Source organism: Paenibacillus sp. MBLB1832 (assembly GCF_032271945.1).
In the GTDB taxonomy this organism is placed as follows: Bacteria; Bacillota; Bacilli; order Paenibacillales; family NBRC-103111; genus Paenibacillus_E; species Paenibacillus_E roseopurpureus.
The window spans coordinates 680,470-695,005 of sequence record NZ_CP130319.1 but is presented as its reverse complement, the minus strand read 5'-3'; the positions used below and the strand labels follow the sequence as shown (position 1 = coordinate 695,005).

At 46.5% G+C, this 14,536-nt stretch carries 4 protein-coding genes, 1 rRNA gene and 2 pseudogenes; 1 reads left to right on the top strand and 6 read right to left on the bottom strand.

What is annotated here, in order from left to right; all coding sequences use genetic code 11:
- Positions 1-235: 235 nt before the first annotated feature.
- The 6 genes and pseudogenes from MJB10_RS03180 to MJB10_RS03155 form a co-directional block, all read right to left on the bottom strand.
- Positions 236-1,777 (bottom strand): 16S ribosomal RNA (locus tag MJB10_RS03180).
- 408 nt (positions 1,778-2,185) lie between these two features.
- Complete coding sequence (locus tag MJB10_RS03175; protein WP_314801685.1) at positions 2,186-4,333, bottom strand: ABC transporter transmembrane domain-containing protein; 2,148 nt, start codon at positions 4,331-4,333, stop codon at positions 2,186-2,188.
- Between the two features lie 155 nt (positions 4,334-4,488).
- Complete coding sequence (locus MJB10_RS03170) at positions 4,489-6,453, bottom strand: stalk domain-containing protein (protein ID WP_314801683.1); 1,965 nt, start codon at positions 6,451-6,453, stop codon at positions 4,489-4,491.
- Positions 6,454-6,712: 259 nt separating this feature from the next.
- Positions 6,713-7,366, bottom strand: a complete 654-nt coding sequence (locus MJB10_RS03165) for a M48 family metallopeptidase (protein ID WP_314801681.1) — start codon at positions 7,364-7,366, stop codon at positions 6,713-6,715.
- A 101-nt stretch (positions 7,367-7,467) separates the two neighbouring features.
- Entirely contained in the window at positions 7,468-12,357 is a 4,890-nt protein-coding gene (locus tag MJB10_RS03160; RefSeq protein WP_314801679.1) for an InlB B-repeat-containing protein, read from the bottom strand.
- A 245-nt stretch (positions 12,358-12,602) separates the two neighbouring features.
- Positions 12,603-13,313 (bottom strand): annotated as a pseudogene (locus tag MJB10_RS03155) (MFS transporter).
- On the opposite strand from MJB10_RS03155, the pseudogene MJB10_RS03150 reads away from it, so the two are divergent.
- Positions 13,262-14,529 (top strand): annotated as a pseudogene (locus tag MJB10_RS03150) (glycoside hydrolase family 1 protein). The pseudogenes MJB10_RS03155 and MJB10_RS03150 overlap by 52 nt on opposite strands.
- Positions 14,530-14,536 lie beyond the last annotated feature (7 nt).

Genomic DNA, 14,536 nt, shown 5'->3' with positions numbered 1-14,536 from the left:
TAAAGATTGAGCACAATCCGAAGATCATGCTACCTAAGTTCTTACTTTACATTTCGTTTCGTTATCTAGTTTTCAAGGAACAAGTTGCGAATCGTAGATTCGTCAACAATGTTGTAACCGTTACATGCGCGAAGCGATGTCGGTTATCAACGGGTTTGAAGGGTTAATTCATCCTTCAAAACTGAACACGAGTGAGTAAAGCTTGACTGGATCTATCAGACCCGAGTCTCCATAGAAAGGAGGTGATCCAGCCGCACCTTCCGATACGGCTACCTTGTTACGACTTCACCCCAATCATCTACCCCACCTTCGGCGGCTGGCTCCCTTGCGGGTTACCCCACCGACTTCGGGTGTTGTAAACTCTCGTGGTGTGACGGGCGGTGTGTACAAGACCCGGGAACGTATTCACCGCGGCATGCTGATCCGCGATTACTAGCAATTCCGACTTCATGCAGGCGAGTTGCAGCCTGCAATCCGAACTGAGATCGGCTTATAAGGATTGGCTCCGCCTCGCGGCTTCGCTTCCCGTTGTACCGACCATTGTAGTACGTGTGTAGCCCAGGTCATAAGGGGCATGATGATTTGACGTCATCCCCACCTTCCTCCGGTTTGTCACCGGCAGTCATCCTAGAGTGCCCACCCAAAGTGCTGGCAACTAAGATCAAGGGTTGCGCTCGTTGCGGGACTTAACCCAACATCTCACGACACGAGCTGACGACAACCATGCACCACCTGTCTCCAATGCTCCGAAGAGGGCACCTATCTCTAGGTGTTACATCGGGATGTCAAGACCTGGTAAGGTTCTTCGCGTTGCTTCGAATTAAACCACATACTCCACTGCTTGTGCGGGTCCCCGTCAATTCCTTTGAGTTTCACTCTTGCGAGCGTACTCCCCAGGCGGCATACTTACTGTGTTAACTTCGGCACCGAGGAATCGAATCCCCGACACCTAGTATGCATCGTTTACGGCGTGGACTACCAGGGTATCTAATCCTGTTTGCTCCCCACGCTTTCGCGCCTCAGCGTCAGTTATAGGCCAGAAAGTCGCCTTCGCCACTGGTGTTCCTCCACATCTCTACGCATTTCACCGCTACACGTGGAATTCCACTTTCCTCTCCTACACTCAAGTCATCCAGTTTCCAATGCGAACCGGGGTTGAGCCCCGGGATTAAACACCAGACTTAAATGACCGCCTGCGCGCGCTTTACGCCCAATAATTCCGGACAACGCTTGCCCCCTACGTATTACCGCGGCTGCTGGCACGTAGTTAGCCGGGGCTTTCTTCTCCTATACCGTCACACAGAGAGCAGTTACTCTCCCTGCTGTTCGTCTAGGGCAACAGAGCTTTACGATCCGAAAACCTTCATCACTCACGCGGCGTTGCTCCGTCAGACTTGCGTCCATTGCGGAAGATTCCCTACTGCTGCCTCCCGTAGGAGTCTGGGCCGTGTCTCAGTCCCAGTGTGGCCGTTCACCCTCTCAGGTCGGCTACGCATCGTCGCCTTGGTGAGCCGTTACCTCACCAACTAGCTAATGCGCCGCAGGCCCATCTTCAAGCCACAGATTGCTCCGTGTTTCATGATCCTCTCATGCGAGAAAACCAGCTATCCGGTCTTAGCTATCGTTTCCGATAGTTATCCCGATCTTGAAGGCAGGTTGCCTACGTGTTACTCACCCGTCCGCCGCTAACCACACCCGAAGGTGTGATCCGCTCGACTTGCATGTATTAGGCACGCCGCCAGCGTTCGTCCTGAGCCAGGATCAAACTCTCCATAAAGTTACCCAAAAAAGTGACGTTAACCTCCGAAGAGAATTCCGATTACTTTTCCGGGGCCCATATTTTAAGCTGACTTGCTCATTTTGATGCTAGCGAGATTAATAATCTCATTTATAGTCGATTACTCGACTTGCATTACTCACTCGTTGTTCAGTTTTCAAAGATCAATTTCTTTCGTTCGCTGCCGTGTTACCGAAGCAGCGAAAAGTAATATACCATGTTTACTTTTAATGTGCAACTACTTTTTTAAAAGTTACTTTTTCGTTGCTCACACCAGCTTGTCTTGCGGCTGGATTGATAATATAGCATGGATGTCATCGGTAATGCAATGGTTAATTTTGTAAAAGGGCAAAAACTCTATTTCTTCGGGAACGCGCCCTTGGAGTAGGAGCTATTCGTAGGAAGCGATTAACTTCGCTCTGTTAACGATTGATTCAATTTGATTTTCATATCTTCATAACGATCTAGTAGAGGCAACAGTTGACTGCGCGTTAACGTTAGCAATGCGCAATCTGTCAATGCGGTAATGTCCGCGTTACGAGGAGCATCCTTCAATAAGGCGATTTCACCAAAATGATCACCGTCTTGAAGTACGGCAACTCGTGTGCTGTGCCCCTTGTCATTTTGCTTGGATACGGCCACTTTCCCACGCGCAATGATATACAGCTTATTACCTGCATCCCCCTGCTTAAACACGTGATGTCCGCTTGCAACTTTCTCGGTTCTGAGCAAATCCTTGATTTCATGTAGGAGAGTTTCGTTCATATAAGCAAAGAACGGCAGCTGTCTCAATCGTTCTGCATCAACAAGAACTTCGCCGTCACGGGACATATGGAACCCTTCTTGCTTCTTCCAAAGGCTGTAGTAAGCACCTTGCCGCGCCATCAATTCTTGATGCGTGCCTTGTTCTATTACACGGCCATGATCGATCATATATACCAGATCGGCATGGGCCACCGTTTTAAGTCGATGTGAAGCAGCGATGACGGTGCGGCCTTTGTGAGCACTTGAAATCGTTTCGTTCAAGGCAATCTCAGATTCAGGGTCCAGCGATGCTGCGACCTCATCAAGAAACGTGAGCTCCTGCGAACGGAGCAGTGCTCTCGCGATCGAAATGCGATGTCGCTGGCTAACCGACAGATTGGCCCCATCATTTTCAATCCAGGTATCGTATCCACTGGACATTTGTATGATGGCATCATGAACGCCAACGGCGCGCGTTGCCTGGAACAACGCCTCATCTGATGCGTCAGGATGGCCGATCAACAGATTGTCACGAATCGTCGCGTGGAATAAATACGGCTCTTGAAAGATAACCCCCGCGTGCTGAAGAAAAGAGGAAAGTTGAATGCTGCGCAAATCCGTATCATCGATTCGGATGGCGCCTTTTTGCGGATCATAGAAGCGCATGAGCAGTTGGAGCAGTGTACTTTTGCCTGAACCGCTAGCCCCTACGATCGCCACATAGCTGCCCACGGGAATGGACAAAGATAGGTCATGAATGACAGGTTGCGCCTCCGTGTAGCCGAAGGTTACCCCATCGAACTTGATGTCTTTGCTCAGCGATGCCCTTGTTAAAGCATGGTCCCCCTCTTCCAAATCAGGCGCGATTTCGAGTACTTCATTAATACGTCGGATGCCCACTTCCCCTTCAATAAGATCAGGTACAACTTCCATGAACTGAATGACAGATAGTCCAACCGTATCAAAAACGGAGTAAAACGCGATTAAATCCCCGATCGACATCGTCCCCTGGAATGTAAAATAGCCCCCCAATCCAAGAATAATGACATTAATCACGGAAAGCACCATGATCGGAAGACGCTCGAGATTCGAATTGATGAAACTTCTTTTAACTCCGATACGAAACCATACTTGCAGCTGCTTCATGAATCTTTTCTTCATTGATGCTTGCAATTGAAAGCCGCGAATGAGTTTAAAAGCTTTCATTTCTTCATCCATATTATTAGAAAAGGATTCAACCACACCAACGTATTCTTCGTTGTAATGCTGCGCTCGTTTATTCAGCAGCTTCTGAGGAATAAACATAAAGACGATGCCTACAAAGGCAACAAGCGCCAACTTCCACTCGAGTGTAAATAATAAGGCGGTGCCCACAACGATACTCAAACTAGCTAGAATCAGTGTGGAGAAGGTCATCATCATCGCATGCTCAACAGCTGGAATGTCCATAGTAAAACGCGCGACAATATCGCCAATTCGGTAGCGCGAGAAAAAGTGAGCGGAAAGCTTCTGCGTCTGCTCATACAGATTTTGGCGTAAGCCCAGCAGGATCGTTTCATTGAGCTTGGACATCGCATAGTCGCCGCCGACCCCAATGACCAAGTTCAACACCCCGCCAATGAGGAGCGCTAAGAGCAAGGCAAAAAAAATCGTCATGTTGCGCGGCGTGATCGCATCGTCTATTAAATATTTAATACTTAGGGATGTGAAATATTCGAAAGAAAGCTCAAACAGCAGCGCTAGTAAAAATAGCGTGAATATCCGCTTACTGTTGGTCAAATATCGCAGAATAGAACGGTACAAATACAACATGGCACACACTCGACTCCTTTATAGAGCGTCTGTCTCGCAGGGAGATGAAAGATTGCATCATTTTACCAATAGTTTATCATAAATTGTCGAAATGAGGGTGTGGAAAAAGAAAAAGGCCGCTCCTTCAATATGAAGGATGGCCAGGTTACTTCCTTTTAAAAATCAACAAAATCCAAATAGCGTTCCTGCTGTAATTTCAGTTTTTCTTCCGCTTTCAGTACGGATATGAAAATCTCTTGATCGACCTGCACCGCAACGAATTGGTATCCTGTCCCTTTGATCATCTCATTGATCTCTTTCAAAATATTAACATCTAGATAATCACCGTAGTATTGGGGGTGGATGACTTTCTTTTGCCCATTGAGGTTAAACGTAATCGTGACAGGTCCTTTATCAGATTCCCAAGTCTCCGTAATGGCCGTCGGACGGAAGGCTCCGCGCGATATCCAACTCCACGCTTGTAAGGTGTCAACATAAACGTTTTTCCCTCTGGCCACAACTAATTCAAGATCCTCAAACCACACGTGATCCAGATCCTGCTCCAGCAAGTAAAGCTCCGCGTATGGATCATAATATTTGCTGGAATCGAATGGATTCCACGTGGTCAATTTGTTGTATTGTGCAAGGAATTTATTATCAAAATCTTGACTGGACAACGCCCGGTCCTTCTCGAAAAAGCCAAAATTACGGTAATACCGCGCAGCTTCCAGCATACGATCTACGGGTTTGAGCGCTCCGAACTTAGCCTGACTTTGCTCAGCGAGCGTTGTGACTTCTTTGAAGGTTCGCAGGCTTTTCTCGTAATCTTTGGCGGCTTCTGAGTTGGTAAGGTCCACACCTGTTAAGATGACCCGAAAGAAATCATGCTTTCCTTCAATAAAGGTTTGGATAACTGCATAGTTGATGCCATTCGTTCCTTTGATCGAATACGACATTCGACGTGCTTCCATGCCGTTGATGGGCGGAATTTTCGTTTCGGAAAGCCCTGAAGCTTTCTGGTCATCTATCATTTTATAAATAGCCGTCGTATAATCCTGCAGTGTCTTGATGTCTTTCTTGACTAGATAATCTTTGGGCTCAGCCGTCGTAAAGATCGCGTTATTGCCATTCTCTGTGTAAATCTGATAGTCGGTAGATGCTTGGGCAATTTTACGGAGCCATTTCCCATTAAGCGTTAACTTGATTTTGTGATCTGGACTCTCGATTGCGCGCTCTGGTACGAGATTGATCGTCTTATTTTTGCTTTCCCAAGTCACAACATAGTTTGATGCTTCGCCAACGAATCGGATCGGGACAAAAACGCTGCCCTCGATAATTTTAGGTGCAACTGTGAGCTCATACGGCTGGCCGTTCAAGCTGCCATTCGGACTATCTACCTGCAACGTAATACGCGTTCCCTGCTTCTCTGCTTGAATCGTTCGCGTCGCATCATCCCACTGAATGGTGAATCCCAGCTTCTCAAACAGCGGTCGAAATTGGACCAAGGTAGTGCCAGCCTCGAGGGAAGCTGCGTGATCGAACCATACTCGCTCTGTATCAATCAGAACGGCTATGCCAGAATTCGTGCTCGAAGCGGCAGAGGCGCGATTCACGCCGACCCCGGATCGATCCAATTGTTGGAGCAGCGCAACTGAGTTTTCATTAAGTGCAGTCTGGTCTACGAATAAATGAGATAAGTAGTTCATTGATTTCGTTGAAGATAGATCCGTGATAGGGTTATTCGAGATATCCAGCCAACCTATATTCAGCTTAGCCAGAGGCGCAATCGATTGGATTTTATTTTTGCTTATGAGTAAATCTGTAAGGGTAGTTAACCGAGAGAAGCAGCCAATATCCTCGATCTGGTTGTTACTGATAAGTAGTTGTCTTAAGTAAGGCAAATTAGCAATTGGACATGCATTACGGATCTGATTCCCGTCTAACGCCAGAAAGTCCAGCTGGTAGAGGTTACTAAGCGGGCTAATATCCGTAATTTCCTGATTAGGCAAATATAAATGGGTGAGGTTGTAGGCGTAATTCAAGCCTTTTACACTCTTAATCTTCTCTTTCCCCTTCGGGTACAGGCTCTTGAGCTTAGCTAAAGTAGTTTCGTCGATCGGCGTGGTCGCATCTAACTTCAACTCATCCCGTATTGCTTTCTCGAGTACTGTGTCTTCAAACTGAACGACCTTCGCGGTCTCGGCTTGCGCGGTAATAGGTCCTACGCATCCTACACTAAGGAATAAAAATAACGCTATTAAGGTGATTCTGTATACGCTTTTCAGGTTCTGTCTCCTCCTTGAGTTGCCATTATTTTACTTTGTTGGCCTTTTCTATTATAGAGGAATACCCTTAAATCGTATACTAAATCTTACATTTTCGAAACATAGATTAGCAGTGTTACAGTGTCATCGCTTGTCCATACCGCGCCAGATAGGCTTCCTTCTCTTTATAATCCGGCATGATGCTGCCTAGTAGCCTCCAAAACGAACGATCATGATTCATATGTGACAGATGGCACAGCTCGTGGATGACCACATAATCAATTACTTCCATAGGGGCCATGGCAAGCCGATAGTTAAAAGAGAGCTTTTTATCCGAGGTGCAGCACCCCCACTTGGTTCTGGATTCGTCGACCTCAATGGTTTTCGGTTTGACTTTGAGTTGAGCCTGATAAATCTTGATGCGTTCGGAAAGGATTTTCTTGAGGCTGGAAAAGTAGAATTTCTTCAAGTTGATTTTCAATTCCTCTTCGGTCAGACCCTCCGTTTCGATGAGCTCATGAAGTGGATAATATTTGCCAAGATAGAGAAACTTCCCTTCTTCCTGGTAGTCTCTAGTTTGGGGGATGGCTTGGGCTTGTTCGATGGCTTTTAATTTGTCTAAAATGACTTTGCCGTGCTTCTTCACTGCACTCTGAATGACTTGCTCACTGGTCTGATTCGGTGCTTTCACGGTGATGAAGCCTGTCGCACCCATATGGATGGAGAGCTTCTGTCCTTTGCCGTATTGCACATGGACGGTGATGGTATGGTTATCTAGCTCGATTTGCATGGTGTTGGTTGACTCCTTGGTTAGTGGGCTTATGTTGTTATTGTATCATTGTGCATAGAAAAAGCAGCCCTCCAATGATGATTGGAGGGCTGCTAATGCTGCTATCTAAGCATAGGTGGTATCTGTCGAAGCAGCGCTTCGACGTCTTCTTTGGTTAATGTGACTGGACTTGTGTAGATGGTCATGATGACATCCAGGATATCGAGCTGATGATCTTGGTTGAGATCGATGAGTTCAGGCATATTCACCGACTCACGGATTACGTTGATTTGATACGTATTGGTCGATGAACCATCTTGCGCGGTAACCGTAATCCGAATCGGATTCACGCCTACTTGTAGGTCAGATACCAAATAGCTGTACACATTGTTCGTAACTGAGCTGTAAACCGCGCCAGTCACGGAAATCGTTTGTGTTGGATCTGCTTGGGTAAAGAGAAGTTGCAGATTGGAAACACTGTTGGACACATTGACGGTATGCGTTAGAACCATCGTGGAAAGCTGCTCCGATTCTACCGTTAAGCCAGACAGCAACGCATTGCTGTTCGGCGGCTCATTTACGCTGACGATGTAACTTGCGTTAGTGACGCCATCCTCCGCGGTTATACGGATGATACAGCCCGATGTCAACGTGGTGGCTTCCGTGATGCCATCAGCTTCGTAGATGGTATACGTGGCTTGCGATGATACCATGATCGCTGACTTCAGCTCTTCCAATGTTGTTCCGTAGGTAATGTTGGTTACTGTTCCATTCGTGTTCACATAGCCAATGGAGGAAGTTAGTGTTGCTGATGTGCTTAACCATTTGGCGTAGAGCGTTGTGTTTGCGAGTACGGTGTCAGTGTCAAAGTGCCATAGTTTAGACAGTGCATCTTGCTTGTACCAGCCTGCGAAGGTGTAGTTTGGCTTTGTTGGATCAGGCGGTGCTGTGATGGTTTTGCCAAAGGCTGCTGGGACGTTTGATACTGCGCTGCCTCCGTTGGATTCGAAGGATACCGCGTAGCTGTTGGATGTCCATTTGGCGTAGAGTGTTGTGTTTGCGAGCACGGTGTCGGTTGTAAAGTCCCATAGTGTTGTTCGATTGCTATCCTTGTACCAACCAGCGAAAGTGTGGTTTGCTTTCGTTGGGTCAGGATCTGGAGCTGTGATCGTGGCACCGTAAACAGCGTTCAATACTGTTATAGCGCTGCCTCCATCGGTTTCGAAGGTCACCGCGTAGTTGTTCTGCGTCCATTTCGCGTAGAGTGTTATGTCTTCAAGTACTGTGTCAGAGACAAAGGTCCACGGCAGGGTTCGATCACTATCCTTGTACCAGCCAGCGAAGGTGTAGTTCGCCTTTGTTGGTGCTGGATCTGGTACTGCGATTGTGGAACCGTAGCTGGTGGTCACTTTCGGTACATTGCTTCCTTCGCTTGTTTCGAAATAAACATTGTAGTTTACTGGCGTCCAATTGGCGTAGAGCGTTGTAGTTCCAAGCACTGTGTCAGAGCCTGTGTCGGTTCCAAATGTCCACGGTATGGTTCTATTGCTATCCTTGTACCAACTATCGAAAATGTAATGCTCTTTCGTCGGAGCAGTTGGTGCAGTGGTGATCGTTGAACCGTAGTTCACGCTCAATTGTGCTACATCAGTGCCTCCATTAGTGTCAAATGTCACAACGTATGGCGCTGGCGTCCAATTGGCGTAGAGCGTTGTTGTTCCAAGCACTGTGTCAGAGCCTGTGTCGGTTCCAAATGTCCACGGTATGGTTCTATTGCTATCCTTGTACCAACTATCGAAAATGTAGTGCTCTTTCATTGGTGCAGTTGGTGCTGTTGTGATTGTTGAACCATAGTTCACGCTCACTTGCTCTACGTCAGTGCCTCCATTAGTGTCAAATGTCACAACGTATGGCGCTGGCGTCCAATTAGCGTAGAGCGTTGTAGTGCCAAGCACTGTGTCAGAGCCTGTGTCGGTTCCAAATGTCCACGGTATGGTTCTATTGCTATCCTTGTACCAACTATCGAAAATGTAGTGCTCTTTCATTGGTGCAGTTGGTGCTGTTGTGATTGTTGAACCATAGTTCACGCTCACTTGCTCTACGTCAGTGCCTCCATTAGTGTCAAATGTCACAACGTATGGCGCTGGCGACCAATTAGCGTAGAGCGTTGTAGTGCCAAGCACTGTGTCAGAGCCTGTGTCGGTTCCAAATGTCCACGGTATGGTTCTATTGCTATCCTTGTACCAACTATCGAAAATGTAGTGCTCTTTCATTGGTGCATTTGGTGCAGTAGTGATCGTTGAACCGTAGTTCACGCTTAATTGCGCTACGTCAGTGCCTCCATTAGTGTCAAATGTCACAACGTATACTGGCGTCCAATTGGCATATAGCGTTGTATCTCCGAGTACAGCGTCTGTGGCAAAGTTCCATAGCATGGTTCGATCACTATCTTTGTACCAAGCATCGAAGATAAAATTCTCTTTCTTCGGGGCAGTTGGCACTGGAGTAATTTTCAAACCGTAATCTATGTTTAGTTTGGATACCAATTCCCCTCCGTTTGAATCAAACGTTACAATGTATTTGATCTGCGTCCATTTCGCATAAAGCGTAGTATCAGCAGTAATTTGAACAGTGTCTCCGACTGCATAACTCGTGCCACTGCCGTCAGAGGATGTGTTCCATCCTGCGAAAGTGAAACCAGTTCGGACTAGATTAAGTCCATTGTTGGCCACACTAACACTTTCACCATCTAAATAAAAATGGCTAGCAGGTACATTACCTTCCGTATTCCCATTGCCGTCATAGGTTAACTTAACATAAAACGAGCGTAAAATCGGATATCCATTATTCTGCGATGAATCGAAATCCCATATATTTTCAAAATCCCAGCTTGAATCATAAGTGCTCAGTAACTTCAGATGGGCTGATAATTTACCAGCGCCACTACCATAATCTGGCTCAGGAAATTCACTAATATAATAGCTACTTGTGGTGGAACTAAAGTTCAATCCCACTAAACCACCATGAGAGCCTTCATACTCATTCGTATCTACACTTCCCAAAGCGTAACTTGTCGTAATGGTTGCGTATTCCTCATTCTGTCCAACCAAACCACCTACTACCGTACGACCACGTACACTTGCCGTAGAGTAGCTGTTGGTTATACTTGCACTGTGGTTAAGGCCTGCTAAGCCTCCTACATTTGTGCCATAGCCTTCTACTTGCCCAGCAGTGTAGCTCCCACTGATGTTTCCACCCACATTTGCCCCAACCAAACCACCAACGTTTTCATGATAACCGCCTACTATTCCTGTGGCGTAGCTGTTGCTGATAGCCCCTTCATTCTGTCCAGCTAAGCCTCCTACATTAGAAAAACCACTAACATCAACTGATGCCAATTGCATGTTCGTAACGACACCATGTCTACCTATGTAAGCAAACAATCCTAAATAATCGCCTTCCTCGTTAACCCTTAAGTTCGAAATTCGATATCCATTGCCATCTATATGGCCTTGAAATTTTCCTTCTTCTTTACCGATCGGCTTCCAGTAGTAATAACTTGATAAATCAATATGAGCAATCAACTTGTAATGAGCGTTCAAATGATACCTGACTTCATTAAGCTGATCCGCGGTTGCGATCTGATATGGGTTCTGTTCCGTACCGTCTCCACCAGCGAAAGCTACTGACCTGATATCAGTATGAGAAACCGACAGGTACGTTGAACTTGTGTCATTCCCTGTTACATAGCGCACGATGATCCTATCTTCTTCTTTTGCCAATATGTTATCGACAGTAGACCCATGAATTGGTATAAATGTCTCATAATCTGTCGAATATTCCATGCCTTCTGCCACGTTATTTAATTTCGTAGTTCCTGGGGTTGTGCCCTGTGACAAAGACGTCGACGCCCACAATTGCGGATATTGGTTCGGAAGCATGTACCACACAGAGCTGTAGTACCATTCGGAGCCGAAGTCCCACTCTGAATATGTATATCGCAATTTCATATCTACTGTAGAACGGCCTAAGCCTTTACCCTCGTCTGATTGCCCAGTTTCTTGGATATCGTAGTAGCTGAAACTAACTGATTGCAAATTAGAATTAGCACCCACTAAACCGCCTGTCGTTTCATTTCCGCTTACATGTCCTGTAGCATAGCTGTTACTGATAGTTCCATTCGAGTTTACGCCTACCAAGCCACCAATTTCATAATTACCGCTAACTGCCGTAGTGGCATACGCATTGCTTATAGACCCATCATTATAACCAACAAGTCCGCCTATCTCATTCGATATTCCGTGTACAACCCCAGTAACGTAACTATTGCTAATTGAACCATAGCTGTTAAGTCCAACAAGTCCACCTACATTCGATGATCCTGTCACGTTTACATCTTCCAGCCTTAAATTAGTAACTTGGCCACCTTCTCCTAATAGACCAAATAACCCCACAAAACTCTCTTCTGGCCTATTGATTTTCAAACCAGTAATGGAGTGTCCATTACCATCTAATTTTCCATAAAAATGATCTTCGCCCCATCCGATAGGCACCCAGCCTTCTCCATCGCTATAAGGAGTTATACCCAAATCAATATCTGCAATGAGTTTAAAATGAAAGCTCCATTTCATATAATCTCTTACAGCATCGAGCTGTTCCGCGTTAGCAATTAATAATGGATTCTCCTCACTACCAGTCCCTCCAGCGAAATTCAAATTACGAGTGTAACACTGCTTTTGAGTTAAGGGAGCAGGGTCCCCCATTAAATCATTTGTACAGGAAACACCATCCGTATAAATTCCATAAACATAGCTTCCTTCAGCTCCAAAACGCAATTCCTTCGTCCCCATAAAATCACAAAATCCTAATTCCCCCGCACATTCCACCCATTCGTTCTCGCCCGCGGCCAACACCTTGCTCGTGCTCCCAGGGATCAAAAGGCCCAGTATCCCCCCGAATACCAACAGCGTTAAAAGGATAAGGGGTAATCCTCTTCTCCATGACTTCCTCACACTTACTTCCTCCTCACATTCCACGACCTTGGTGGAATTTGAATCAACATTTATTTGACGGTTCAGAACTTTCGCACCTGTTTATCTCTCGTAGTTTCTTAGTCCCATAGTCCTATACCTTTTATTCCACAATTCTACTTGAAATCCTTTTTTTCGACATAATGTTCGGGTTAAGAAAACTTTCTTTTCAAAGAAAAAATCCCCCATTCGGGGGATTTGAGGTGTATGAACCTGCAGTTCATGATCTAAGACAGCTCAATTTGCCTATTCTTTGAAAACTCCGAGAGCTCCAGTTCCTTCTTCTTGTTAATAGGGAAAAACAATAGCGGGATGATGCCCAGAAGCACGAAAGCGGACGGCAGTATGCCTGCACCGATTTTGATGCCAAGCAAAGCATTGGCGCTCTGCACATCGGAGCCTGCCTGAAAACCAAAATAGCTGATGATGCCCATAAAGAGCGAAGCCTGAATGCCCGACATAGGGATCGTCAAAAGCGCGTTCAACCCCGTATACATGCCCGCTTTTCGCAGACCAGTACGCTGCTCGTCCTAGTCAATAATAGCACCGAGCATAGGACTATTCGCAATGCTAACGGTTTGAGCAAACACGTACATGATGATATAGGCCGCAATGGCCTGATAGTAATTATGGACAAAAGCCAAAAGCAAGAAACCGCACGCGCTTGGAACCAATGCCAAGAGCATGGCATTTTTCATACCTCGCTTTTTAATAAACTTGCCCAAAAATGGTGCCGCTGCAAATAAGGAAAGTCCCATAAGCACATCCATAAGGATTGCCTGAATGCCCTGCAGCTTTAACACGTAATCCGACATATACAGAAAGGGAGTAAAATAGAAAGCACTTGGACCGCAGACTAAGATCTGTACGATAACGAAGGACACGAATGCTCTTGATTTTGCAGCATCTCTTACATTGTCAAAAACGTCTCCGAATATGCCTTTTCGTTCTGCTATCTGGACGCCACGATTTTCAGACCGATATCGACTTGATGAGCAGCATGAAGATGGATGCGTATAGGTTTTCCGTCAGCTGGTCGCGGGTCCTACCAGATGGAAAAGGCGCGGTCAATCAAAAAGGATTGGATTATTACGATCGCTTAGTGGACGCCCTGCTTGAAAAGGGCATTCGACCCTTCATCACCCTCTTCCATTGGGACACGCCCTATGCGCTATTTCAACAATATAAAGGGTTCGCCGGCAGGGAGACCGCAGAGTATTTCGCGGAATATGCGAGGCTTATCGTCAAAAATCTCGGAGATCGCGTCAAAGACTGGATCACACTGAACGAGCCCTGGGAGCACGCGATGTTCGGGCACTTCCTCGGCGAGCACGCACCTGGCATCAAAAATCCGTGGACTTACTTCAAGGTGGCGCATTACCAACTTCTGGGTCACGGCCTAGCGGTGCAGGCGATGCGGAGCGAACGAAGCGATTTGAATATCGGCATTACGCTAAGCAAATTTCCCATCTACCCAGCGAGTTTTCATCCGAATGAAAAGGATATGGATTCGGTCGAAATGGCGGACATGTTCGTGAACCGGTTCTATTTGGACGGCGTGTACAAAGGAAACTACCCCGAGAAACTTTTTTCGCGACTGTGGCCAATCGTGCCGAAGATTGCACAGGGAGATATGCAAACCATTCGTCAGCCCATTGATTTTCTCGGCGTCAATTACTATAGTCGATTGTTTGCAACAAGAAAGTGGTATATCCCCTTCTTAAAAACCTGGGTCGACCGGAATCCATCCGACGAGCGGCATGCTCATCCCGTACTCGGTGCGCAGGGTTATCCTGACGGCTTTAAAGAGCTGGCAAGGCGATACCGCGAGGAATACGGAAACCCTGTGGTCTACATCACCGAGAACGGCACGACCGAACCAGGCAATAGCTTGGAGGAAACGAGTCGAACCGACGACGCATACCGCATCAAGTATATGTCCTATTATGTAAAAGCTCTGAAAGAAGCGATTGACGAGGGTTCCGATATTCGTGGCTATTTCCATTGGGCGACGATCGACAACTTTGAGTGGAGTTCTGGCTTAACCTGCCCTATGGGATTATTAAGGTCGACCACAGAACACAGCAGCGGACGGTCCGTGATAGCGGTTATTGGTATCGGGATTTGATCGCGAATCAGGAGAGCAGGAGTTAAGCGTATA